This window comes from Pseudoalteromonas sp. TAP-3C (genome assembly GCF_059888565.1).
The window spans coordinates 60,361-85,110 of the sequence record NZ_CM187618.1 but is presented as its reverse complement, the minus strand read 5'-3'; the positions used below and the strand labels follow the sequence as shown (position 1 = coordinate 85,110).

18 protein-coding genes, 4 pseudogenes and 1 riboswitch are annotated in these 24,750 nt (G+C 42.1%); of the genes and pseudogenes, 12 read left to right on the top strand and 10 right to left on the bottom strand.

The features are described from left to right. Positions 1–11: 11 nt before the first annotated feature. Positions 12–1,517, top strand: a complete 1,506-nt coding sequence (glpD, locus tag AC6H44_RS00405; RefSeq protein WP_500736800.1) for a glycerol-3-phosphate dehydrogenase — start codon at positions 12–14, stop codon at positions 1,515–1,517. On the opposite strand, the gene AC6H44_RS00400 is transcribed toward glpD, so the two are convergent. Beyond that, positions 1,514–1,912, bottom strand: a complete 399-nt coding sequence (locus AC6H44_RS00400) for an acyl-CoA thioesterase (RefSeq protein ID WP_500736798.1) — start codon at positions 1,910–1,912, stop codon at positions 1,514–1,516. The genes glpD and AC6H44_RS00400 overlap by 4 nt on opposite strands. Before the next feature lie 31 nt (positions 1,913–1,943). Between AC6H44_RS00400 and AC6H44_RS00395 the strand changes: the two genes are divergently transcribed. Then, a complete protein-coding gene (locus tag AC6H44_RS00395) occupies positions 1,944–2,648 on the top strand; it encodes a 2OG-Fe(II) oxygenase (RefSeq protein ID WP_500736797.1) in 705 nt (234 codons plus the stop codon). Positions 2,649–2,863: 215 nt separating this feature from the next. Here AC6H44_RS00395 and AC6H44_RS00390 read toward each other — a convergent pair. The 6 genes and pseudogenes from AC6H44_RS00390 to AC6H44_RS00365 form a co-directional block, all read right to left on the bottom strand. Beyond that, positions 2,864–4,095: pseudogene (locus AC6H44_RS00390) on the bottom strand (cysteine desulfurase-like protein). 10 nt (positions 4,096–4,105) lie between these two features. After that, positions 4,106–4,738, bottom strand: a complete 633-nt coding sequence (locus AC6H44_RS00385) for a 2OG-Fe dioxygenase family protein (protein ID WP_500736796.1) — start codon at positions 4,736–4,738, stop codon at positions 4,106–4,108. 198 nt (positions 4,739–4,936) lie between these two features. Beyond that, positions 4,937–7,533: pseudogene (gene acnB / locus AC6H44_RS00380) on the bottom strand (bifunctional aconitate hydratase 2/2-methylisocitrate dehydratase). Positions 7,534–7,756: 223 nt separating this feature from the next. Continuing rightward, positions 7,757–8,806: an OmpA family protein gene (locus tag AC6H44_RS00375; RefSeq protein ID WP_500736794.1), complete on the bottom strand. Its 1,050-nt coding sequence runs from the start codon at positions 8,804–8,806 to the stop codon at positions 7,757–7,759. A 318-nt stretch (positions 8,807–9,124) separates the two neighbouring features. Then, positions 9,125–10,534 carry a protein adenylyltransferase SelO gene (locus AC6H44_RS00370; RefSeq protein WP_500736792.1) on the bottom strand — a complete coding sequence of 470 codons (1,410 nt, stop codon included), beginning with the start codon at positions 10,532–10,534 and terminating at the stop codon, positions 9,125–9,127. A gap of 8 nt (positions 10,535–10,542) precedes the next feature. Continuing rightward, entirely contained in the window at positions 10,543–11,241 is a 699-nt protein-coding gene (locus AC6H44_RS00365; protein ID WP_500736790.1) for a DNA-3-methyladenine glycosylase I, read from the bottom strand. Positions 11,242–11,428: 187 nt separating this feature from the next. Further along, a riboswitch (Lysine riboswitch) is annotated at positions 11,429–11,607 on the top strand. A 129-nt stretch (positions 11,608–11,736) separates the two neighbouring features. Here AC6H44_RS00365 and dapA point away from each other — a divergent pair. The 5 genes from dapA (at position 11,737) to AC6H44_RS00340 (ending at position 16,923) form a co-directional block, all read left to right on the top strand. Beyond that, positions 11,737–12,621 (top strand): 4-hydroxy-tetrahydrodipicolinate synthase, encoded by an 885-nt coding sequence (gene dapA / locus AC6H44_RS00360; RefSeq protein ID WP_500736789.1) that lies wholly within the window; start codon positions 11,737–11,739, stop codon positions 12,619–12,621. A 15-nt stretch (positions 12,622–12,636) separates the two neighbouring features. Then, the gene (locus tag AC6H44_RS00355) at positions 12,637–13,377 is read left to right on the top strand and encodes a 2,3,4,5-tetrahydropyridine-2,6-dicarboxylate N-succinyltransferase (RefSeq protein WP_500736787.1); all 741 of its coding nucleotides are present in this window, start codon (positions 12,637–12,639) and stop codon (positions 13,375–13,377) included. After that, positions 13,377–14,582, top strand: coding sequence for a PLP-dependent decarboxylase (locus AC6H44_RS00350; protein ID WP_500736785.1), 1,206 nt, complete (start codon positions 13,377–13,379; stop codon positions 14,580–14,582). The genes AC6H44_RS00355 and AC6H44_RS00350 overlap by 1 nt, the downstream gene beginning before the upstream one ends. 5 nt (positions 14,583–14,587) lie before the next feature. Further along, on the top strand, positions 14,588–15,709 hold the full coding sequence (locus tag AC6H44_RS00345) for a succinylglutamate desuccinylase/aspartoacylase family protein (protein WP_500736783.1): 1,122 nt from the start codon (positions 14,588–14,590) through the stop codon (positions 15,707–15,709). 182 nt (positions 15,710–15,891) lie between these two features. Continuing rightward, complete coding sequence (locus AC6H44_RS00340; protein ID WP_500736781.1) at positions 15,892–16,923, top strand: phospholipase A; 1,032 nt, start codon at positions 15,892–15,894, stop codon at positions 16,921–16,923. Between the two features lie 53 nt (positions 16,924–16,976). Here the strand turns inward: AC6H44_RS00340 and AC6H44_RS00335 are convergent, their stop codons facing one another. Further along, positions 16,977–17,870 carry a bifunctional GNAT family N-acetyltransferase/hotdog fold thioesterase gene (locus tag AC6H44_RS00335; protein WP_500736779.1) on the bottom strand — a complete coding sequence of 298 codons (894 nt, stop codon included), beginning with the start codon at positions 17,868–17,870 and terminating at the stop codon, positions 16,977–16,979. 219 nt (positions 17,871–18,089) lie between these two features. On the opposite strand from AC6H44_RS00335, the gene AC6H44_RS00330 reads away from it, so the two are divergent. After that, the gene (locus tag AC6H44_RS00330) at positions 18,090–18,779 is read left to right on the top strand and encodes a spermidine synthase (RefSeq protein WP_500736778.1); all 690 of its coding nucleotides are present in this window, start codon (positions 18,090–18,092) and stop codon (positions 18,777–18,779) included. A 13-nt stretch (positions 18,780–18,792) separates the two neighbouring features. Here the strand turns inward: AC6H44_RS00330 and dtd are convergent, their stop codons facing one another. Then, positions 18,793–19,230, bottom strand: a complete 438-nt coding sequence (gene dtd, locus AC6H44_RS00325; RefSeq protein WP_500736777.1) for a D-aminoacyl-tRNA deacylase — start codon at positions 19,228–19,230, stop codon at positions 18,793–18,795. After that, the gene (locus AC6H44_RS00320) at positions 19,231–20,112 is read right to left on the bottom strand and encodes a virulence factor BrkB family protein (protein WP_500736776.1); all 882 of its coding nucleotides are present in this window, start codon (positions 20,110–20,112) and stop codon (positions 19,231–19,233) included. Between the two features lie 85 nt (positions 20,113–20,197). Here AC6H44_RS00320 and AC6H44_RS00315 point away from each other — a divergent pair, with 85 nt between their 5' ends. From AC6H44_RS00315 to AC6H44_RS00300, 4 genes and pseudogenes are all read left to right on the top strand, one after another. Further along, positions 20,198–20,854: a DUF2959 domain-containing protein gene (locus tag AC6H44_RS00315; RefSeq protein ID WP_500736775.1), complete on the top strand. Its 657-nt coding sequence runs from the start codon at positions 20,198–20,200 to the stop codon at positions 20,852–20,854. 164 nt (positions 20,855–21,018) lie between these two features. Beyond that, positions 21,019–22,109, top strand: a pseudogene (locus AC6H44_RS00310) (MBL fold metallo-hydrolase). Between the two features lie 218 nt (positions 22,110–22,327). Beyond that, positions 22,328–23,941 (top strand): IS1634 family transposase, encoded by a 1,614-nt coding sequence (locus AC6H44_RS00305; RefSeq protein WP_500736774.1) that lies wholly within the window; start codon positions 22,328–22,330, stop codon positions 23,939–23,941. A gap of 94 nt (positions 23,942–24,035) precedes the next feature. Continuing rightward, positions 24,036–24,692: pseudogene (locus tag AC6H44_RS00300) on the top strand (CBM9 family sugar-binding protein); the annotation flags it as partial. Positions 24,693–24,750 lie beyond the last annotated feature (58 nt).

Sequence of the window (24,750 nt, the reverse complement as noted above, 5' to 3'; positions counted from 1 at the left end):
TAAGGGAATCTATGAACGCACACGACAACGAATATGATTTACTCATCATTGGCGGCGGTATCAATGGGGCCGGAATAGCGGCAGATGCTAGTGGTCGCGGATTAAAAGTACTCCTGTGTGAGCAGAATGATTTAGCGTCTGCCACTTCTTCCAATAGCAGTAAGCTTATTCATGGTGGGCTGCGTTATTTAGAAAATTATCAGTTCAGGTTAGTTAGAGAGGCATTACGTGAACGTGAAATACTATTAAAAAAAGCCCCGCATATTATGTGGCCGCTGTCATTTCGACTGCCGCACCAAACACATTTACGCCCTTCTTGGATGATTCGTCTGGGGTTATTTATTTACGATCACCTAGCAAAACGTGACACCTTACCCGCCTCAAAAGCGATTGAATTTGACAACAATAGTGTAGTACTTAACAACAGTATAACTCATGGCTTTGAATACGCTGATGGCTGGGTTGATGACGCACGTTTAGTGATTTTAAACGCACAGGCAGCTCATAATTTAGGCGCCACCATTGCAACACGTACACGCTGCATTAAAGCAACCCGTAATACTCATGATTGGGATGTGATTTTAGAGCAACAAGCCAGCAAACAGCAACTGCACATTAAAGCCAAAAGTATTGTAAATGCAGCGGGTCCTTGGGTCGCGTCATTATTTGAAGATGTATTTACTCAGCCCTCACCACATACTATTCGCCTTGTTAAAGGCAGTCACATTGTGGTGCCTCGGATCCATAGCCAGCTGGTTGCCTATATTTTACAAAACGAGGATAAACGTATCGTGTTTGTCATTCCTTATGAGCAAGATTACTCATTGATTGGCACCACAGATGAAGAATACACCGGCGATATTGCTGAGGTGAAAATTAGTGAACAAGAAATACAATACCTGATCAGTATTACCAATCATTACTTTAAGAACGTCATAAGCGCGGCCGATATTGTGCACACATTTAGTGGTGTGCGCCCACTATTAGATGACAAATCAACAGATGCTCAAGCAGTCACCCGTGATTACAAGCTGATATTAAACAACGACACTAACAGCGCCGTATTATTGAGTGTGTTTGGTGGCAAAATTACCACTTATCGAAAGCTTGCAGAAAACGCCGTTAATCAATTAGCCCGCTTTCATCCAAAAATGAGTGGCCCATGGACGAAAGATGCGCCTTTGCCCGGCGGAGACTTTAGTAACCAAGCACACCTTAGCGCACAGTTAGAAAGCAGCTACCCATGGTTGCCAATCGACACCTTAAAACGCATGGTTCGCAGTTATGGTACGCTAAGTTATCAAATACTGGATAACAGCAAATCAATCGGCGAATTAGGCTATCATTTTGGTCACGGTCTGTATGCCCAAGAAGTTGATTACTTGATCAAGCATGAGTGGGCAAAAACCAGCGCTGATATTCTATGGCGCAGAACAAAGCTTGGGCTGCGCTTTAATCAAAAGCAAGTAATAGCCTTAGGGCAATACCTAACTAAACACCCTGCTTGTCACAGCTAACTCGCTGTAACAAGATGATCGTTCAATGCGCCCTTTTCATCAGCCGCAAGGGTTTGCTTTGCTTTGCTTGCAAAGTCATAACGTACCATCACCGTTTTACCAATGGCGCAGCATTTACCTTGCTGCCATGCTTCTTGGCGGATCACAAATGAACTATTACCAATCAGCTCTATGCAGGTGTTAATCGTCACCTCATGGGCATAAAACAGCTCACCGACAAACGATACTTCTACTTTAGCAATAATTAACTTCCAGTTGTGTGGATTGAGATCAGGGGTAAAAAATTTAAAAATAGGGACTCGGGCGGCTTCAAACCAAACGGGGAGTACGGTATTGTTAATGTGTCCGAGTGCATCCGTTTCGCTAAAGCGCGGCATCACTTTTTCAGTAAACATAATAATCCAATAATAATTAAACAGGTAACTCATGACGGACTTTATCCGCGTGTATGACAACGCGCTCAGTAATGACTTTTGCGATCACTTTATCACTACCTTTTCGCAAAGCCCGCATATAAAACAAGGGATGACATCGGGCGGCATAGATCTTAATAAAAAAGATAGCCACGACTTATATTTAAACAATCATCCTGAATACGCAGAGCAATTAAAACATATTCAACAAACTACTGCACAGTATGTTTTTAATTACATTGAAGAACATATTTTTATGATGATTGGCGCATTTGGTTTAAAGGTATACCACCCAAAAACAGGGCAACCGGTTGATTTAACCCACGCAAACTATGACGAAGTGGGTAAACCGCAACTTCCTTTATTGGTGCAGCAAATTTTTCGACTCGGTAATATTCAAGCGCAAAAGTATGAGGTAAATAAAGGCGGTTACCCGTATTGGCACAGTGAAGTGTACCCGCAGCTACAACATAATGAAGCGCTGCATCGCGTATTATTATTTATGTTTTATTTAAACGATGTAGAACATGGTGGCGAAACCGAGTTTTATTATCAAAATCGTAAAATAGCTCCGAAAAAAGGCACCATGGTGATTGCCCCTGGTTACTTTACTCATACCCATCGTGGTAATAAGCCAGTGTCGAATGATAAATATATTTTAACCTCATGGGTGCTGTTTAACCGTGCAGAGCAAATATATGGGCAACCACAATCCTGAGCGGTAAGCGGTAAGCGGTAAGCGGTAAGCGGTAAGCGGTAAGCGGTAAGCGGTAAGCGGTAAGCGGTAAGCGGTAAGCGGTAAGCGGTAAGCGGTAAGCGGTAAGCCAACTTGAGTGTTGCACATTATTATGTCAACACTTAAAAAGGTCTCGGGCAGCTTAAAACTTACCGCTTATGACTTATAACTCTAATTATGACTTATAGCTGACAGCTTCAAATCAGTTCATCAAACAAATCAAATAACTTATCTAGCTCTTCGATGGTGTTGTAGTGCATACAGCCAATGCGTACAACGCCGCCAGTATCCAATACACCCAATTGCTTGCATAAGCCTTGCGCGTAGAAGTTACCATCCCACACACATATATGTTGCTTCCCTAAAAACTCAGACACCTGACGTGGCTCCAGCCCTGCAAAGGTTAAAGCAAAAGTTGGGGTACGTTCAGCTAAACGCTCTAAATCATCAATACCAAACAACTTAATACGCGGGTAATTAACAAGGCGTGTTAAAAAGTATTCACTGAGCGCCATTTCGTGTTGCTTTGTTTTAGCAAACGCAACAGTTAGTTTTTCACGACGCGAATGGTTGTCATCAAGTTCGCTTATTGCCGCAATATAATCAACCGCCGCAATAAAGCCCGCAAGTGCTTCAAAGCTTTGTGTGCCAGTTTCCCAACGACCTGGAGCAACATCTTTTGCAGGTTCTACTTTATAAGGTGTAAACCCTTCTAAATGCTCAGTTTTACCATAAACAATGCCTAAGTGCGGGCCAAAAAACTTATACGCAGAGCAAGCTAAAAAGTCGCAATCGAGTGCTTGTACATCAATCAGTTCATGGGGTGCATAATGCACTGCATCAACATACACCAACGCACCCACATTGTGAGCCAGCTCTATAATACGTTTAATATCGTTAATAGAGCCCGTGGTATTTGAGGCATACGTAACGGCAATCAATTTAGTGTTGCTGTTTAGTAGGCTTTCAAAATGCGCCATATCTAAACTGCAGTCAGCTTCATTAATTAGCGCAGTATTAACCACAGCGCCTTTATCTTCAGCGGCTTGCTGCCAAGACGATACATTTGAAAAGTGATCGCTATTGGTTACAATAATTTCATCACCTGCTTGCCAATTACGCGAAATAGCGCGGCTAAAACTAAACGTTAAGCTGGTCATATTTGGGCCAAACACAATATTTTGTGCACTGGGTGCATTTAATAAATCAGCCGCGGCTTGACGCGCATTGGCCATTAGCTCAACCGTTTTATCACTTGAGAAAAACGCCCCCCCAAGTTTGAATTGTAATGTCCTAAATAAGCGGTCATGGCACTTAGTACCGATTGAGGTACTTGTGAGCCACCTGGCCCATCTAAAAATACCGGTGACTTACCATCAACAGTTTGCATTAAAGCGGGAAATTGCGCGCGCAGTTGCATTAAATTCATTTTATTTCTCTTAAGCAGTTAGTACAAAGCAATCCAAGTAACCTGGTTTGTCGGCATCAATTTTGTTCATTGGTGTGGCGTTATGCCATACCTGACGGTCATTAATTAGTGCAAACATACCGTCTTTTATTTCCATTTTAAAACAAGGCTCGGCTTGTTGGTTTTCGTATACCAATAGTTCACCACCTTCTAAATTTTCGTGAGAAACACCACACACACATACATGATCAAACCCATCTTGATGCACCCCTTCTGGGGCTGCTGGCGTATCGCTATCAATGGCAAGCATTCTAAATTGGTGAATTTCAATATCACGGTCTGCGTCAATGCCAGTGATCGCTGCAAATTCGCTAACAATGCTTTTCATGCCATTTGAATCAAGTAAGCTTTGCTCTAAGTTTTCGTAAGTACGCTCAACATTACCTTGAAAGGTATTAATCGAATCGTCTTGTACAAACGCTTTGGTCGCTTGAAGATTAAGCTCACCATTTTGTAGTTTAACCACTGAATAACGGCGTTTACGAAATGCACCATCTGCATAAGGATTTGCAGGTAAGTTATCAAAAGAAGGTTTAACCAAATCAATATTGGCTTGGTTAATAAAACGAAGTTGCAGTAAATTCTGGTTGTTTAATGCGGTCATAAAATCCTGCTTATAATAATGATAATATTTGCAGGGATTTTAATGCATATAGAAAGGATTTTTTGCTTTATTATCTGCATTAATCCCGACATTTAACGAGAATTAATACTTCCATCCAGTAAATATAGCATTATCTATCTAATATTTTTATAGCTAATAAAAAACCCGCTAAAGCGGGTTTTTAAACAAACACTATTATTATACCGCTTGTTGGATAATCACCTTGTCCGCTTTTTTAGTGTACTGAGGCATACGGTGGAAGTTCAAATAACGATAAGTATCGGCTGCGGTTGCGTTAATTTTTGCAGCGTATTGTTGATACTCAGCAGGCGTTGGTAACTTACCTAAAATTGCTGCCACGGCTGCAAGCTCTGCTGATGCTAAGAATACATTTGCGCCTGTACCTAAACGGTTAGGGAAGTTACGTGTTGAAGTAGATACCACCGTTGCTTTATCTGCAACACGCGCTTGGTTACCCATGCACAATGAACACCCTGGCGTTTCAATACGTGCACCAACACGACCAAAGATACCGTAGTAACCTTCATCAGTCAGCTGGTCTTTATCCATCTTCGTTGGTGGCGCAACCCAAAGCTGTGTTGGAATACGCCCTTTAAAACCATCGAGTAACTTACCCGCTGCACGAAAGTGACCTATATTGGTCATACAAGAACCAATAAATACTTCATCGATTTTCTCGCCAGTTACCTCAGACAGTAAACGCGCATCATCAGGGTCATTTGGCGCACACAGTACGGGCTCTTTAATCTCAGCTAAGTCGATTTCAAGCACATGTTTGTACTCTGCGTCTTTGTCAGCTTCCATAAGTTCTGGGTTAACTAACCATTCTTGCATTGCAGTAATGCGACGTTCAATGGTACGTACATCGCCATAACCTTGAGAAATCATCCACTTAAGCATAACAATGTTAGACTCTAAGTATTCAGAGATTGACTCTTTTGAAAGCTTAACAGTACAACCCGCCGCTGAACGCTCTGCTGATGCATCTGATAATTCAAACGCTTGCTCAACCGTTAAGTGCTCAACCCCTTCAATTTCTAATATACGACCAGAAAATTCATTAATTTTACCTTTTTTCTCAACCGTTAATAAGCCTTCTTTAATACCGAAGTAAGGGATTGCATGCACAAGATCACGTAGTGTAATACCTGGTTGCATTTGACCTTTAAAACGCACCAAAATTGACTCAGGCATATCAAGTGGCATAACACCGGTTGCTGCTGCAAACGCTACCGCACCTGAGCCTGCTGGGAATGAAATACCTAATGGGAAACGAGTATGAGAATCTCCCCCGTACCTACGGTATCGGGTAACAACATCCGGTTTAACCATGAGTGAATAACACCATCCCCTGGGCGTAGTGATACACCACCGCGGTTCATGATGAAATCAGGCAGCGTGTGATGCGTATTAACATCAATCGGTTTAGGGTAAGCCGATGTATGACAGAAAGACTGCATGGTTAAATCAGCTGAAAAACCTAAACAGGCTAAGTCTTTAAGCTCATCGCGAGTCATCGGCCCTGTCGTATCTTGCGAGCCAACAGTGGTCATTTTAGGCTCACAGTATTGGCCTGAGCGAATACCGGCAACATTACATGCTCTACCCACCATTTTTTGCGCTAATGTAAACCCTTTATCAGTCACTTCAGTCACTGCGGGTACTTTAAATACGTCACTAGCACCTAAACCTAGTGAGGTACGTGCTTTATCTGTAAGACCACGACCAATGATCAGCGGAATACGACCACCTGCACGCACTTCATCAAGAATTACGTCTGATTTAAGTGCAAATGTTGAGATCACCTTATTGGTACCGTGACGCTTAACCACACCTTCATAAGGGTAGATATCAATTTGGTCGCCCATATTGAACTCATCAACATTTAATTCAATTGGTAATGCACCTGAATCCTCCATGGTATTGAAGAAAATAGGCGCAATTTTATTACCTAAACATACTCCACCAACACGCTTGTTTGGTACAAACGGGATATCCTTGCCCATAAACCAAAGCACAGAATTAGTGGCCGATTTACGCGAAGAACCGGTACCGACAACATCACCAACATAAGCCAGTGGTAAGCCTTTGGTTTTTAATTGTTCAAGCTGAGTGATTGGACCTACTTCACCGTTTTTGTCAGGATGAATACCATCGCGCTCAGTTTTAAGCATGGCTAACGCGTGAAGAGGAATATCAGGGCGTGACCATGCATCGGGGGCAGGTGATAGGTCATCAGTATTAGTCTCGCCCGTTACTTTAAACACAGTAACGGAGATTTTTTCAGCCACTTTGGGCTTACTAGTAAACCACTGCGCATCAGCCCAAGACTCTATAATTTGTTTAGCGTATGCATTACCGGCTTTGGCTTTTTCTTCTACATCATAAAACGCATCAAACATTAATAAGGTGTTTGCAAGGCCTGTTACTACAATTGGCGCTAACGCTTCGTTATCAAGTAGTTCAATCATGGGAGCAATATTATAACCACCCAGCATAGTACCCAGTAATTCAGCAGCTTTTTCTTTTGATATCAATGGAGAAACAGTTTCACCTTTTGCAACAGCGGCTAAAAAGCCGGCCTTAATATATGCTGCATCATCAACACCTGCTGGTACACGGTTAATGAGTAGTTCTAGTATGAATTCTTCTTCACCTGCCGGTGGATTTTTAATTAACTCAATAAGATCAGCCGTTTGCTGAGCATCTAATGGCGCGGGTACAATACCTAATGTGGCACGCTCTTCTACGTGTTTACGATATTCTTGTAGCACAATATTACCCTCTTGGTGACCTGAAAGACTATCGATTATAAAGCTTTTAAATATAGATGAAAATCCATCCAGTCAAGCAAAACATTATACTCATTATAAATAATATGAATAACTGTTAAGTAAAACACCATTCATATGAATACCAATTAACTGCGAATCATTACTATTTATTAGACATAAAAAAACCCAGCTGAAGCTGGGTTTTTAATAAATTTAAAAAATATTAACGCTTAACTGCTACTTTTTGAACAGATGTGATCTGTGCTTCTACACGACGATTTTCTGCATTTGCTTGTGCTGTATTTGCAGGATTTTTCAAACGCTCTTCCCCATATCCTTTTGTAGAAATACGGTTTTGTGCAATACCATCTTTGATAAGCTCTTTAGCAACATCTTCTGCGCGTTTTTTAGATAACGCCATATTGTACTTTGCATCACCCGATGCAGAAGCATGGCCTTCTAATACAACCGTTGCATCAGTATATTCTTTCATAAACTGAGCAACTTGAGCGATGTCATTAAAATATCTATTCGGTACTTCAGCAGTATCAAAAGGGAAAGTAACTAATAAGTTAACGGTCACTTCTTTCTCTTCATATACAGTACAGCCTAAGCTATCAACGGCATCTGTCATTGGCGTATTAGCACATTTGTCGTCACCATCGTAAATACCGTCGTTATCGCTATCCATTGGTGTGGCGGCTACTACAGGCTCTGGTGCAGGCTCAACAGCGGCTGCCGGTGCGGTGTTTTGACCAAAAAAGTAGTTTATACCTAATTTAGCGCCTACATCGGTATAGCCTTTATCAAGACCTTGGTAAACACTGGTTTCAGCATTCACAAATAACCCGTCAGTGATAAAATGACGGTAACCTACACCAGCATTAGCAAATGTATTTTCATCTACAACATCAATCTCTTTTAGGCCAAATAAACCGTAAAAAGGACCGCCACCAAAGTGGTAAAGTGCATCAATACCGTAACGCTCGCCGTCGATATTGTTGCGATTATTAAGTACTTTGTCGTGTGCATTAAAGTCCATATCAGCGTATTCTAAACGCGCACTCCAGTAATCGTTAAAGCGGTAACCAAGCTCTGCGCCCCAACCTGTTGATTCGTTAACGTCAAGACCTGCTTGCTCACGCATGTTTTTCCATGAAGCGTCATAGTAGTCACCAAACGCACCGATGTAAAAACCTTCTTTTTCAGCAGCGAATGATGATGCGCTAGTTGCAGCTAACGCGATGGCAATTGTAAGTGATTTTAATTTCATTGTTTTCTTCCCAGTTTAACAACTAAAAATGTAGCTAATTAAGTTTTAGCTCTACCTATTCTTTATACAATACCAAAGCATTTGTTAATCAATACTTAACGTAGAATATATTTTTCAATATTTTAAATAAACTTAAACGGTTTAACTGTATACCGTTTTGCAAATAACAGTGCAAATGGCAAATAATCGTTTTCAAACCATTCGAACGCCAGCCTTTATAAACATGATGATAGCACCCGTTTATAGTTTGCCCTATAGATAAACACTGCCATAGTAAAAATGATCCTTCATATTTACTTTAACACATAAAAAAAATACTCAAGTACCACAAAATGTACGGTAATTTTTATCATCTTCTGGGGGCTTTTGAAACTCTTTAGCTTCCACACTGCTCATGTAAGGTGTCGCCATCACTTTACTAAAGCGCGCTAGCAGCTCACTACTGCCCTGAGTAATATACTGAGTAATAATGTCTTCGATAAGATGATTACGTGGAATAACACTCGGATTTGCTTGTCGCATCATCTGATAGCTATGCTCACCTGTGTATATTTGCCACAGTTTAACCCACTCACTAAGGACTGATGGTATTTCAGCTTGTCCATTTAACGACTCGGTTAAGGTATTAAACGTATTAGTGTAATCAAGCTGGTGCTTTTTCAATAACCCTAACAACTCCCCCACCAACTCATTATTTTTCTCATGCGCGACTGTTAACCCTAACTTTTGCGCCCACATAGCGCTAAATTGTTGATCAAATTGCGTTGAAAAATCTGCAATTAAAGGGGTCATCATTGCCACCGCTTGCTCATCATCGTCACTTATTAAAGGCATTAAGCTTTCGGCTAAACGTGCGCAGTTCCAACTAGCCATATTTGGCTGATTACCAAACGCGTAACGCCCTTGTTTATCAATAGAGCTGAACACGGTATCAAAATCAAACTGATTCATCATCGCACATGGGCCATAGTCTATGGTTTCACCACTAACAAGGGTGTTATCCGTGTTCATAACGCCATGAATAAAACCCACCCTCATCCAACTCACAACTAATTTAACTTGGCTGTTAATCACTGCGGCTAAAAAATTTAAATAACGCTGAGCGCCCGTACTATTAATCTCAGGATAGTGTCTTTGAATGGCTGAGTCGGCCAAGTTTTTTAAGCTAGCAACATCACCTTGGGTGGCTAAATATTGAAACGAGCCCACCCGTATATGACTGCTTGCGAGTCGCGTTACAATAGCGCCTGGTTGTGGCGGGTTACGATAAACCGTTTCGCCACTGCCCACCACAGCCAAACAACGGGTTGTAGGTATGCCAAGCGCATGCATTGCCTCACTCATTACGTACTCACGAATGGCAGGGCCTAACGCACAGCGGCCATCTCCACCACGTGAGAATGGCGTAGCGCCAGCACCTTTTAATTGAATATCCCAAAGCTGGTTTTTATCATCGCTAATAGCGCCTAACAAGTGCGCCCTGCCATCGCCTAAACGAGGAGAAAAATGCCCAAACTGGTGACCAGAATACCCCAGCGCAACGGCAGGAATAGCTTGGATTTCATTGCCACTGAATATGTTTGCGCATGACTCGCTACTGACCTGTATATTAAATTGCTCTGCTAAGCGATCGTTCCATAACAATAATTGTGGCGCTGCCACTTTGGCCGGATGATCAACAAGGGCAAAACCCTCACCAATGTCGGTATACCTTGGCATTAATTTCATCATTAATCCTATTGTTGTTGGCTTATTCCCACTCGATTGTCGCCTACACCATAAGCAACAATTAAGCTTAGCTCTTGCATACTTAAGCCACTTTGCTGCTGTAGTTGATTAAAAAAAGCTTGTGCTGCGCTCAATGATTTTTTAGTTTGCAACCCACCATCAATAATTTTGTGTGCACGTAAATAACCTTCTACATCTCGAGAAAGTAAAAAAGTATCTTTCCCTAAGGCACGCAGAGTATACGGGCCCGTATTCCCCCCTAAACGCGCGCCATGTTTTTTTAAATACGCCCACAAGCCAATAATATCCTCGCTTGGCCAACTAGCAATAAACTGACTAAAACTGCCATGCTGCTGTGCAATTTCATGGATCATGTAGGCATTTTCAGTAATGGTTTTTACTTTTTTAAAATTACGTACAATCCGCTCATCACTGGCTTTTTGCTCAAGCATATCCGGTGGCATCATCAGTAATTTTTCAACATTAAAGTCCCAAAAAACCTCTCTAAAGCCACTCCATTTACTATTAATCACCGACCAATAAAAACCACTTTGAAATACCTTGCGAGTAAATTCTTCTAACCAATCATCATCACTTAGTGCAATGAGTTGCTGTGTTGATAAGGGTTTTGCAAGTAATAACTTAAGCATTTTTTCAGAGCCCTTTCGCTCTACTGCTCGCTTATAAATATCGCTAAATTTTTCCATCTGCTTAATGCCTTACTTCGACCATAGTACTAGTGTACGAGAAAAGCAGCCAATACGTAACAGCTGTCAATTAAGATGAATTAACCTGTATTTAGTCACTTGACACCTAGACGGCTAAAGTGGTTTAATCGCCTTACTTACCCTATTACATTGTATTTGCTAATTGGTTTTTCAACAGCAAGTGCAAAGGGCTGGAAGAGGTGCGTTATTCAGGTAGCGTATGTTAGGAGCACAAACTCCATTGAGCATACGTAAGGGGAATTAACGCCGAGAGGTAATACTTTTTGTGAAAGGTTACTTCGGGCGACTAGGTTGAATCCTAGCGACTGTCACCAATAACATATTTGGTGGAGAGCTTCTGGTCTTAGTATAATAAGGCCATGCGCCCTGTTATTTAAGCCCATTCGCTCTTCGAATTATTCATTCGAACGATGTTAATGCGGCTGTATTCATACAATGCCTTAACTCTTCGAATTACTTATAAGTTCGTGAGAGATGATCAATAACTTCAATTTAAACGACTATCCATTGTGGACTGCGCTGATCACCCCATTTGATCAAGATGGCCTCGTTGATTACGCAGCATTAAATACCCTAGTAGCTGAACAAGAAGCGGCCAATAATGGTATTTTGTTACTAGGTAGCACAGGTGAAGGCTTAGCCCTTACCCTCAAAGAGCAACAAGCGATTGTTGAACATGTTTGCCAATTGGCACCAACCGTCCCCTTAATGGTTGCCGTTGGCGGCATGAACCTCAAACAGCAGATAGCTTGGGTTGAATACTGCAACCAATTACCTATTCACGGTTATTTGCTGGGCTCTCCCCTATACGCCAAGCCAGGCGTAGTTGGCCAAACCCACTGGTTTGAAAGCTTGCTTAATGCCAGTAAGCACCCTTGTATGCTTTATAACGTACCAGGGCGAAGTGCGGTTGATATTCCACCAGCCGTTATTAGCAACTTAAAAGATCATAAAAACTTATGGGCGCTTAAAGAAGCCAGTGGCGACATTGCCAAGTTTGAAGGCTTTAGAAATGCAGCCCCAGCGCTTGCTATTTTTAGTGGCGATGACGCGCTAATGCCATACTTTGCCCAAGCTGGCGCAAAAGGTTTAGTGTCTGTGGCTGCGAATGCGTGGCCTGTACAAACCCACGAGTTTGTAAAACGTAGCCTCAGTGGCCAGCACCCCAATTTATTTGCCGACTGGTCACAAGCCATTCAAAGCTTGTTTGCCGTGGCAAACCCTATCCCCGTTAAAGTATTGATGTATTTACAAGGGCGAATTAACAGCCCGTATTTGCGGCCACCTTTAACGCACCTTGAGTTAACGCAAACTGATTGTATTAACAACGCAAACAACACCATTTTATCTTGGCATTAAACACAGGTTTTTATAATGAGCTGGTTAGCACTATTAAATAATTTAGAATCGGGCGCAGTACGCGCAGCAACACAAGACAAAAGCGGCCAATGGCATGCAAACGTTGCCGTAAAACAAGGTATTTTAGAAGCGTTTAAAAACGGCACCAATACTGAATTTCCAGGTGGTTTTGTTGATAAGCACAACTTGGCACCACAAGAGTTTACCGTTGAAAAGGGTGTCCGTATGGTGCCCGGTGGCTCAAGTGTGCGCCGGGGGGCACATGTTGCCAAAGGGACTATTATTATGCCGCCTGCCTATGTAAACATTGGCGCATTTATTGACGAAGGCACTATGGTAGATAGCCATGTACTTGTAGGTTCGTGTGCTCAAGTGGGCAAAAACGTGCATTTAAGTGCTGCGGTACAACTAGGCGGTGTACTTGAACCAATAGGTGCAAGCCCAGTGGTAGTAGAAGATGATGCATTCATCGGTGCAGGCTGTGTGATTGTCGAAGGCGTAGTGGTAAAAAAAGGTGCCGTACTTGCCCCAGGCGTACGTTTATCAGCAACCATTCCTGTATACGATTGCGTCAATGAGCGTCAACTAGATAAAGGCGAGCCAATTCCAGAATACGCGATTGTTATTCCTGGTTCTCGTCCGGCATCTAACGCATGGGCTCGCGAGCAAGGTTTAAGCATGTCATGTGCATTAATCGTTAAATACCGCGATGAACAAAGTGATGCCTCATTACTACTTGAAGAGGTTTTACGTTAATGAGCTTTTTGAGCACGCATGTTAAAAACGCCATCACTGAGCTATCAACTAAACTTGATACGCCATTTTTTGTTTACGACCTTGATACATTAAACGCACATTTAGCGCGTTTAGTGACGCAAACTGAGGTAAAACTGTGGTATGCCGTAAAAGCTAACCCATTATCTAAAGTGATTCAACGCTTAGATAACGCAGGTTTTAATTTTGACGTGGCAAGCAAAGGCGAACTTGAACAAGTACTTGCGCAAGGCATTAACAGCGAGCGCGTGCTCAATACGGGGCCTGCAAAGAGCCCTAAACAAATTAAACACTTTATTGCGCGTGGCGTGCGTATTTTTGTTGCCGAAAGCCTCAATCAAGTACGTTGGCTGAATGAGCAAGCCATTGCTCAACAATGCCAACTGCAAGTGCTGCTACGTGTACAACTACGCTGGCCTGAAGGTGAAAAAAACCCCCTTGGTGGCGATAGTCTTACCCCCTTTGGTTTAGGCTGTGACGAATGGCAAACGCTAAATACTAGCGACTACAAAGCACTTAGCTTTGACGGCCTGCATATTTTCCAGTGGGGTAATATGCTCAGTAGTGACAAGCTCGCCGAGCTTTGGTCACAAATGGTTGCACCACTGCAACAACTTGCTAGCGATTTAGCTATTCACTTAAAAGTACTCGACTTAGGCGGTGGTTTAGGTATTCCTTACACGCTTAATGATCCGACTCTAAGTTGGGATAAACTCATTACAGCCCTTGCAAAAATTAAACGTGATGCTGGCGTTGAAGAGCTGTGGATGGAGCTTGGTCGTTATGCGGTGGGTGAATGCGGCCATTACGCCACAGCGGTGGTTGAGCGCAAATTAAACTACGGCCAACAACAAGTCATTATGAGTGGCGGCATTAATCATTTATTACGCCCTGCCGTCACCAGCCAAAATTTCCCAGCGCAGTTATTACGTGACTCAACAGCAGCAAATCAAGCAATGAGTTTATATGGCCCCTTATGCACCGCGCTTGACTGTTTAGGTAAACACCAATTACCAAACGATTTAAATGAACAAGACTGGTTAGTGTTTAGTCAATGTGGCGCGTACGGCTTTAGCGAAAGCATGCCGTATTTTTTATGCCATGAACTCGCTGGTGAATACGTGATACACAATGGCGAGCTTAACTGTGTTCGCCAAGCAGAAGCCGCTAGCTACTACTTAAGGTAATTGAAATGAGTATGACAACTGCAATCAGTCAAGCAAACATCGTGGTTGGTGAAGTCGCCAACGGCCTGCCGCTGACAATTCCTGTGTATCGCTTAAAAGGTGATGGCACAGGCCCTAGTGTGTATATACAAGCCAATATGCATGGCGCTGAAGTGCAAGGCAATGCGGTTATTTATCAACTACTTGAGCAGCTTAAAAATCTTCAGCTTAAAGGTGATATCACCCTCGTGCCGTATGCTAACCCAATTGGTTGTAATCAAAAATCAGGGGAGTTTACCCTTGGCCGCTTCGATCCAATCACTGGCACCAACTGGAACCGCATGTATCACTGTAATAATCAGCTGGCGAGCCAATTTGCCGAGCAATACCGTGATGCCGATGAGCAAAGCTTAAAAAGTGCGTTTAAAGCCACACTGATTGATGAGGTAGATCAACAACTCAACGGCCCAGCTTATCGATTAACTACCGGTAAGCGTATTGCCCTTAATTTACAAAAACTCGCGCACCAAGCTGATATCGTGCTGGATTTACACACCGGGCCTATTTCAAGCCAGCATTTATATTGTCCAGATTACGCCAAGGCCAGCGCCAGCTATTTCAACATTCCCCATGTTTTGTTCATTCCGAATGACTTTGATGGCGCCATGGATGAAGCCAGCTTCTGCCCATGGTGGCAGCTTACCGAGGCATTAGCTCAGCAAGGCCGTGAGTTTAACGTGCAAGTTGAAGCGTTCACGGTCGAGCTTGGCAGCCAAGAAAAGATAAATTTAGCTGCCGCTTTTAATGACGCCAATAGCATTTTAAGTTACTTAAACCATAAGCAAGTATTGCTTGATGCACCACACCAACCAAAACAAATGGTTCGCTACGGCTGTCATTTAAATGATTACCTTGCTTATTATGCGCCTATGGGCGGCATGGTTGAATATATAGCGCCGCTTGGCGGGCATATTAAAGCCGGCGAGCCAATTGCTAAAGTATTGCGTATGGAGCGCTACCTCAGCGAGCAGCCTCTACAAACCCTCACACTTGATTGTGACGCCATCGCGATTTTGCACTTTGCCTCAGCAAGCGTAAACCAAGGCACTGAACTTTATAAATTTTTTACTAACGTATTTGAGCTTTAATTTTTATGTAAAGCTCAACCCTTCTCATTGCGTGAGAGTGTACTGGTTAATTATCAATCAGTTACATAGTAAAGGCGACTTAGGTCGCTTTTCTTTTTAGAAAAGCGCTCATTAAAACACTAAAAAAGCGTTATAATAAAAAATATTTTATAACACTCTCTATCACTCACCAAGGAACTATAATGGGCTGGCGTCACTGGATATTACTTTTAAGCTTTTTTAGCGTCACTGTTACTGCTGAGGAAACAGCACAAAATGAGCAAGACAATAACCTCGAACTGGTAAAACAATGTATTTTAAACGAAGCTATTGCCGGCGACGGTGAGCAAACACTCAATCAACTTCGTCAAAAATGTTCTGCACTAGAAGAAAGTAAACAACTTACCGCCATAGACAAACGTCAAGCACGCGAAAAAGTAAGTCAAAAAAATCGTAATGTGATCACACCACACAAGCGTAATTATATTTTACCTTTATCTTATGTTTCTAATCCAAATGCCCGCCCTTTTGACTACCTTCAACCAACAACTGAACAACCAGTTGGTGAACAAATTGATAATTTAGAAGCTAAGTATCAGATTTCAATCAAAGTGCCTTTGTTTGATGATTTTGATGACCAAGACCAAGCTATTTTTTTTGGTTTTACGCTGCAGTCATATTGGCAATTATATAACAAAGGTATTTCTTCACCATTTCGTGAAACTAATTACGAACCAGAATTATTTTGGATAAATTATCTCGACCAAGAACATGTTTTATGGGGCGACGAAATGGCTATTGTGTTAGGTATTTCGCATCAGTCAAATGGCCGCAGCCTAGCTAATTCTCGTTCATGGAATCGAATATATGCCAATTTTATTTGGGAAAATGAAGGGTTTGTATTTAGCTTTAAACCTTGGTATCGCATTCCTGAAGACAGAAAAAAAGATCCGTTAGACTCACGAGGTGATGATAACCCATATATTTATAAATATATGGGATACTTTGAGTTTTCAGGTGTTTACCGCTATCACGAAAATGAATTTAGTTTTATGACTCGAAACAATTTAAATTCAGATAACCGTGGTGCCATTCAGCTTGATTGGTCATTTCCGTTATGGGGAAGAGTACGCGGCTATGCGCAATACTTTAATGGCTATGGTGAAAGCTTAATTGATTATAATGCTAATATTGAACGCGTTGGTGTAGGCATATTACTCACTGATTTACTGTAATAACCAATTATAAAAAAGCCAAGCAACTCGCTTGGCTTTTTCGTTTATTATCATTACTTTTTAACCACAAACTGCCCTTCAAACTGAGCAACGACCTGATCACCATCAAAAATAGTTACCGGTACTAAATAACTTACCTTACCTTCTGACTCTAACTCAGCTAATTTACCTTTACAGCCGCTTAAATCAACGCAGCCCCTAGGGTCGGTATTAAGCGGCTTTAAATACTTGATATTAGCATCGGCTAACACTATGTTCCCTTCAAGCCCCGCCTCTTTTAACGCTAAATAAGTAGCCCCCCACCCAGTTAACGTGGCAAGGCTATAAATAGAACCCGCAAACATGGTGTTATGCAAATTTAAGTTAGCATTTAAATCTGCGCGAGTGGTAAATTGCCAGTCAGTGTAACTTTCTACTTTTATACCCATTGCATCACTGATGGGAATTGATTCACGCCAGGTGTTTTGCAGTACTTGGGTCCAATTAGGGTGGCGAAACCAACCCGGCTCACTCGGTTTAAGTTTAACCATTTTATAATGCTGTACATCGCCATAAGCTAAATGCGCTTTTTCTTTATTTTCGTAGCCATGACGCTGATAAAATTCGAGCGCGCGTTCACGAGCAAATAACACCAATTCATCGGCATCTTGGTTCCATGCAATTTTTTCTAGCTCATGCAATAAGCGGCTACCAATATGTTGATTGCGGTTGCCCTCTGCGACCGCCATATAACGTACTTGCGCCTGCTGCTGATTATTAAAGTGCAAACGAGCAACACCCAATACCTCACCGTCTTTATTTTTAATGAAACGATGCTCTGCCTCTTGCTCTAAGTCGTCTTGTTCAGAGCCCCGCGGCTCTCCCCATGGAGCACGTAAAACCTGCCAGCGTAATTGATAATAGGCTTGCCAGTCTTCACTACTTTGTGGTGTTGTCACCTGAAACATAATCACTCCTGTTGTGCTAATACCGTACTTTAAAACGCCGCTGTTCATTGCTAAAAAATCACATCAACAGACTACGGCTATTTATTATTGCGACCTACCATACTCCATCTGATAAAAACTTGGAATACGACTTTGGTGAGCAATACAAAATATCTGCATGTTATAAAAAGCGACTCGCAAATTGGCGCTTTAGATTGACTCGTCTATGCTGATGTAACTATGGAACATTTTTTTGAAGACAGCGGTGCAGTTAAACACAGCTTTATTGAAGATTGCCATCGCATCGGGCAATTACTCTATTGGCACAAATATGGCGCCGATTGTATTCAGGTGCGCCAGCATAAACAGTTACGTTGGTTATTGATAAACGAAACACTGCAGTCTGTGGTAGAGAAAAGCAGCCCAAGCCATTTACTGTTTCCACACTTACAATACTTAGCGCAATTATGGCAACCACTTCCAGCACCAAACGCCATACTAGAACTTGGCTTAGGCGGCGGCGCTATCCGCAATTACTTACAACACACCTACCCTGATAGTCAGCTACTATCTATAGAGAAAAATCCGAATATCATTCATTGCTATAAACGTTTTTTTGGTGGTGATCATGCATCGAATTTACGTTGTTTTGATGCTGAAGCTTTATTGGAGAATAGCCCACAATATAATTGGATCATTCTTGACCTGTTTAGCCAATTAGATGCACCGTTATTTTTATATAAACATCGCTTTTACGAAAAACTACGCAACGCTTTAGCTAAAAATGGCTATTTATTTATTAATTTTTTATCCCAGCATGATTCGCAACTAAAGCAGTTAGAACATTTATTAATCACCACTTTTGGTAAAATACCTAATATTGAAAAAATTCCAGGTTATGCCAACAACATTGTAGTGATCAAAAAATAACGTTTAATCTTAACTACACTTTTAGATTAAATGTCACTGGCCCATCGTTGCATAAACTCACTTGCATATCCGCAGCAAACTGCCCTGTTGCAACAGCTAATCCAGTTGCTTTTGCTTGGCTAACAAAATACTCATAAAGCTTGTTTGCTTGAGTAGGTGTTGCCGCAGATGAAAAACTTGGGCGCATGCCTTTTTTGGTATTGGCCGCCAGCGTAAATTGCGATATCACCAACAGCTCGCCTTGTATGTCTTTAAGACTGAGGTTCATTTTATCGTTTTCATCATTAAAAATTCGGTAATTAGTGACTTTATGTAATAACTTATCGGCAATGCCCTCATCGTCTTCTTTTTCGACCCCTAACAACAATACAATGCCTTGCTTTATTTCACCAACAACCTGCTGCTCAATGACAACGCTTGCGTGTGTTACGCGTTGAATTAATCCCTGCATTTACTCTGTATCCTCTGCTTGTTGCTCTTTTTTATTGTAGTGCCGCATGTTAATGCACACGGTAAATTCAGCACCTAGTAGCACCACCACCCACGATAAATATACCCATACAAACAAAATAGGAATGGTGGCTACCGCGCCGTAAATTACTTCGTATGATGGAAAATGACTAATGTACAGAGCAAAACCTTTCTTGGTTAGCTCAAATAACAAGGCAGCAAACAGCGCACCGGGAATAGCGGCTTTAAATGATACCCGCGTATTAGGGACTAAGGTGTAGAGCATAATGAAACCTACCATAGAAATAGCATAAGGTAATAGTTTCAATAAAAAACCACTAAACCCTGGGATCCCTTGATCGGCAAACGACACAAGCGAAACGATATACGAGGTCACACCAATACTCGCACCGAGCAGTACCGGCCCTAAACTCAAAACCATCCAATACACAGCAAACGATATCATCATCGGACGCTTTTTCTTTATTCGCCAAATACGATTGAGTGTGGCATCGACATTGCGGATCAATAACAACGCAATGGCTGCTAAAAAGCCAATACCAACCGCCGTCATTTGATTCGCATTACCAGCAAATGAGCTAATATGCTCTTTAATAACATCGGAAGAAGTGGGCACAAAATTAGTAAACAAAAAGCCCTCAATGGCTAAACGCGTCGACTCAAACCCAGGAAATGCAGAAAATATTGCCACACCTACCGCAATCAGCGGAACCAGCGATAACAAAGTAACATAGGCTAAATACCCTGCATTTATGGTTATTTGATCGTCAATACAACGAGTTAAATATTGCATCCACCAGCCGGGCTGCTGCTTTAGAAACACCTTAACTTGCTGTTTATAATGGAAGAGCTTATCATTCATACAATTAACTTTGTTGGTGAGCTTTAGATTATAATAACAATCGAGGCCATAATTTACAGCATTAAACTCGTAAATAGGAATTCAGATGAAAAAACAAACATTATTAGGGACAACTATATTTGCGTTAATGCTTATGCTGTCTGGGTGTCAGTCTGCTTATTATTCAGCAATGGAGAAAGTAGGCGTGCATAAACGTGATATTTTAATTGACCGCGTGGAAGAAACAAAAGACTCACAACAAGAATCTCAACAAGAATTTCAGTCAGCACTTGAACGACTGACCACATTAATTAATTTTGATGGTGGTGAGCTAAAAGATGCTTACAACCAGCTAAATAATGATTATGAGTCAAGCTTACAAGCCGCAAATGAAGTTTCTAATAATATTAATAAAGTAGAAGATGTGGCCAATGCCTTGTTTGATGAATGGAGCGATGAGCTAGAACAATACACCAGCGCATCACTTAAACGCCAAAGCAGTAAAAAACTTAATGCCACTAAACGACAATTAGATCAACTTCTTCGTTCAATGCGCAGTGCTGAGAGTAAAATGGAGCCGGTATTATCATCCCTTCAGGATAACGTACTCTACCTCAAGCATAACTTAAATGCGCAAGCGGTAGCGGCTATAAAAGGTGAATTTACTAACTTAAAACGTGATATTAAAGTGTTAATGGATGATATGAATAAGTCGATTGCTGATTCAAATAAATTTATTGAGCAAATGAATAAAGCAGGGTAAATCAGCTGCGAGTTGGCGAGTTGGCGAGTTGGCGAGAAAAGAATACATTAAGCCTGCGATTTCGCAGGCTTTTTTATTGTTATATCTTGTTACTTTTTAAGTGTTTTTTCATCGGCTATTTTTGCTACACTTCTACCTAATCAGAATTATAAAAACATTAAACAATGAAAATACATGCAGTTAGTTTAATTATCGCATCAAGTTTATTAGCTGCGTGTAGCACGGCTAATCATGTGCAAAAAATTGCTGGTGCTGATACCGTTGTGCCACTGCATCAAAAGGGGGAGCGCGCAGGGCGCTACCACAACCTTTATCCAGGAAAAAAACTTACCTTATAAGCTGTGAAAGTGATTGTTACCCAAAAAACGCGAGCTTGATATGTGATACAGCTTCTGAAAACTGTCAATATCAAGGTAAGCAACCAAATCCACAACTCAATACTGGCTTCACTGTTCGTTGGCTCGGCCATGCCGGATTTATGATCAACACCCCCAACGGCCAACAGGTGGTATTTGATCCGGTAAAAGAGCAATTTGACTCCCCTGTTGATTTAGCCTTCCGGCTTGTCGATGGATTTTACCGCAAACCTGGGGACTGGCTTAGCGAAAGCGAGCTTAATAATCTAGACGCAGTAATTTACTCGCATCTTCATTACGATCACTTCAATAAAGCTGATATTAAAGAAATTGGCAATCAGCCTCGCTACTTAACCCCGCTCGGGATGGCAGATAATTTTCCAGCCGGTGGTTTTAACATTAATGAAATGGCTTGGTATGCAAATACTAAAATTGATGATCTAACCATTCATGCCCTACCTGCACACCACTTTAGCAGCCGAGTGCTAGTACCCTTTATTTACGAAGATCACGATAAAGATTTATGGAATGGTTGGCTGCTTGAACAAAATGGCAGCACCTTATACTTTGCAGGCGACACTGGCTACTCCCAGCATTTTAAAGATATTCAACAAAAATATGGTGATCTAGATATCTGCCTCATACCAATAGCTTCTTATTACCATGAAGAAAACGGTAACTGGTATCGTTATGTACACACCACTCCAGAAGATGCCTTAACAGCCGCACAAGAGCTTAACTGTAAAATCTTGATACCTTGGGGTTATGGCAACTCAAGTTGGCAGATGGGCGATCACAGCAGCCATTCGGCACTGCTGCGTTTATTACACATGCATAAAAAAATGAACTCGCAAATCCCGCTGTATATTTTAAATGAAGGGCAAAGTATCGCTTTATAACGCGACACTTGGGTACTGATACGATTGCTGCTAATTTTATAGCTAAACATTGTGTCTATTGTTTTCAATTTTTATTTCGATCACTATTGCTGTCATTCCGCACCCCTATTTTGAATTAAACCTGCTCATTAATTGAGCGGTTAGACTGTTGTTGTTAAAAAATACTTGACGGCGATCCCCATATTTGATCTATTACTCTCTTTTGAGAGCGCGTATTTATGTCTATCCCTTATGCCCAAAAACTCGAACACCACGGCTTAGTTGCTGGATTTTGTCACGATCTAGGTTTTGTCGATATTATTGATAACGCACTCGGTGGCGTGGCGCCTGAGCGCAACATCAGTTGTGGTCAATTAGTGTTGGCTATGGTGCTAAACGGCCTAGGTTTCACTGGCCGCACACTGCATATGTACAGCGAGTATTTTCAAGGCAAGCCGCTTGATAGATTAATTGGTGAAGGCGTAAAGTCCGAGCACATCAACGACGATGCGCTTGGTCGCTGTTTAGACACCTTATATGAATACGGCGTATCGAAGCTGTATCAGCAATTGGGTGAGGCGGTGGTAGAGAAATTAGGGTTACAAACCGAAGCTTTACACCTTGATTCAACAAGCTTTCATTACGATGGCAAAGCGACAAGCGAGCCTGATGATGACGAACCAAAACCTATCCGTATCGCCAAAGGCTATTCGCGCGACCATCGCCCTGAGCTCAACCAAGTGATACTCAATCTTATCTGTGAGAACCAATCCGGCATACCGGTTTATATGAAGCCTGCCAGTGGCAACAGTAATGACATGGAAGGCTTTAAACAGATTGTAAAAGCACATATTGGCAGTTTAAAAGCCGCGCAAGCCAGCCGCTACTTTGTGGCCGATGCCGCCTTGTATGTGCAAGAAACCATTAAAGATTTACATACTCAAGGCCAACTGTTCATTACGCGGGTATCGCAAACCCTCAAAGAAGCTAAAACCCTTGTTAAGCAAGCCCCTAACTTGAATTTTACCCCCATCTCACCTAGCTATGAAGGCGTGAGTTATGACAGTGAATACGGGGGGGTGAAACAAAAATGGCTACTCATTCGCAGTGAGCAGGCGTATAAACGAGAGCAGCATAACCTGAACAAGCGTATGCTAAAAGCCGGAGAAGTTGCCCGCAAAAGCTTTAAAAAACTGTGCCAACAACGCTTTGCTTGCGAAAAAGATGCGCAAGCAGCCCTTGGCAAATGGCGTGGCAAACAAACGGTCTGTGACGTCGATGCGAGCGTTCTCAAGGTCGCTGTTTATAAAGGCGCAGGACGCCCTAAAGCAGGGCAGTTACCTGAGCGTATCGAGTATCAGATAACCGGCGTGTTGTGCACACTGTTAGCGGCACGGGAAAGCGCGTTGCAACAACTGGGGTTATTTATTATTGCCACCAATGATGTGAGCGACCACCTTGATATGGCCAGCTTGCTGAGTACTTACAAAGCGCAGCAAAATGTGGAAAAAGGCTTCCGCTTTTTAAAAAGTCCCGATTTTTTGACCGGCGCCATTTACCTTAAAAAACCCGAACGCATTGAAGCCTTACTCATGGTGATGACCTGCTGCTTAATGGTGTATGCAGGGCTGGAGCACCAAATCCGTAAAACCTTGGTCGAGAAAAAATGCTACTTCCCCACAATGAAATACAAGCCGGGCCAACGCCCCACTGCACGCTGGGTGTTCCAGTGCTTCGAGCATATCATCCTCATGTACATACCAGATAAACCACCCATAGTGGCGAATATGCAGCCGCGCAATCAAACCATTATTGACTGTTTAGGCGAAAAATATCAGCGGATTTATTCTTAAAATGGGTGCGGAAGATCGGCTATTGAGTTATAAACAAACTAAACATTTGAGAATGACATGAAAACAGTCGCGCTTACTTTAAGCCTATTAATGAGCAACGCCTATCAGTATTGACGGTGTGGCTGAAAATACATGGGACAAAGCCAAGTGGCACTCTATGCCTCATTTAATGGATGCCACACTTCCATCATCAGAAGCCGACTTTAAAGGCCGCTACCGTTTATTATGGGATGAAAATTACTTGTATTTGCAAGCCGATATTGTTGATGATGTGCTGATTGATACTCATCCAAACCCTACAGATAAATACTGGGACGATGATGCCTTAGAAGTCTTTATTGATAGTGATGCATCCGGCGGCAACCATCAATTTAACCATACCGCATTTGCCTATCACATCGGCCTTGATAACCAAGCCGCCGATTATGGCCCAGATAAAAAAGCCCACTTATACACAGATCACCTAGTTAGTAACTGGAAACGCGATACTCAAGCGCCTTATAATATCACGTGGGAAGTGGCCATTAAGCTCTACCCGAATGATTACCAAGAAGGCGCGCAAAACACCCCGCTTAAATTAACGGCAAAACAAGTGATCGGCTTTATGCTCGCTTACTGCGATAACGACGGCAGTGAAGTACGCGAACACTTTATGGGCTCTCACGAAATACAACCCGTTAACGGTGACAGAAACCGTGGATTTATAGATGCCAGCGTGTTTGGCAAAATTACCTTGTTACCGAAAAAGTGATTAGCTCACACAAAACTCAAAAGGCGCTGCGCTTTAGAGGAAAATGATACTAGGTTCT

Excerpts from the sequence above, each read along its gene's own strand:
- AC6H44_RS00375 (WP_500736794.1), bottom strand. The coding sequence starts at position 8,806 with ATGAAATTAAAATCACTTACAATTGCCATCGCGTTAGCTGCAACTAGC.
- glpD (WP_500736800.1), top strand. The coding sequence starts at position 12 with ATGAACGCACACGACAACGAATATGATTTACTCATCATTGGCGGCGGT.
- AC6H44_RS00365 (WP_500736790.1), bottom strand. The coding sequence starts at position 11,241 with ATGGAAAAATTTAGCGATATTTATAAGCGAGCAGTAGAGCGAAAGGGC.
- AC6H44_RS00400 (WP_500736798.1), bottom strand. The coding sequence starts at position 1,912 with ATGTTTACTGAAAAAGTGATGCCGCGCTTTAGCGAAACGGATGCACTC.
- AC6H44_RS00350 (WP_500736785.1), top strand. The coding sequence starts at position 13,377 with ATGAGCTTTTTGAGCACGCATGTTAAAAACGCCATCACTGAGCTATCA.
- AC6H44_RS00385 (WP_500736796.1), bottom strand. The coding sequence starts at position 4,738 with ATGACCGCATTAAACAACCAGAATTTACTGCAACTTCGTTTTATTAAC.
- dtd (WP_500736777.1), bottom strand. The coding sequence starts at position 19,230 with ATGCAGGGATTAATTCAACGCGTAACACACGCAAGCGTTGTCATTGAG.
- AC6H44_RS00345 (WP_500736783.1), top strand. The coding sequence starts at position 14,588 with ATGAGTATGACAACTGCAATCAGTCAAGCAAACATCGTGGTTGGTGAA.
- AC6H44_RS00335 (WP_500736779.1), bottom strand. The coding sequence starts at position 17,870 with ATGTTTCAGGTGACAACACCACAAAGTAGTGAAGACTGGCAAGCCTAT.
- AC6H44_RS00370 (WP_500736792.1), bottom strand. The coding sequence starts at position 10,534 with ATGAAATTAATGCCAAGGTATACCGACATTGGTGAGGGTTTTGCCCTT.
- AC6H44_RS00340 (WP_500736781.1), top strand. The coding sequence starts at position 15,892 with ATGGGCTGGCGTCACTGGATATTACTTTTAAGCTTTTTTAGCGTCACT.
- AC6H44_RS00395 (WP_500736797.1), top strand. The coding sequence starts at position 1,944 with ATGACGGACTTTATCCGCGTGTATGACAACGCGCTCAGTAATGACTTT.
- AC6H44_RS00355 (WP_500736787.1), top strand. The coding sequence starts at position 12,637 with ATGAGCTGGTTAGCACTATTAAATAATTTAGAATCGGGCGCAGTACGC.
- AC6H44_RS00315 (WP_500736775.1), top strand. The coding sequence starts at position 20,198 with ATGAAAAAACAAACATTATTAGGGACAACTATATTTGCGTTAATGCTT.
- dapA (WP_500736789.1), top strand. The coding sequence starts at position 11,737 with ATGATCAATAACTTCAATTTAAACGACTATCCATTGTGGACTGCGCTG.
- AC6H44_RS00320 (WP_500736776.1), bottom strand. The coding sequence starts at position 20,112 with ATGAATGATAAGCTCTTCCATTATAAACAGCAAGTTAAGGTGTTTCTA.
- AC6H44_RS00330 (WP_500736778.1), top strand. The coding sequence starts at position 18,090 with ATGGAACATTTTTTTGAAGACAGCGGTGCAGTTAAACACAGCTTTATT.
- AC6H44_RS00305 (WP_500736774.1), top strand. The coding sequence starts at position 22,328 with ATGTCTATCCCTTATGCCCAAAAACTCGAACACCACGGCTTAGTTGCT.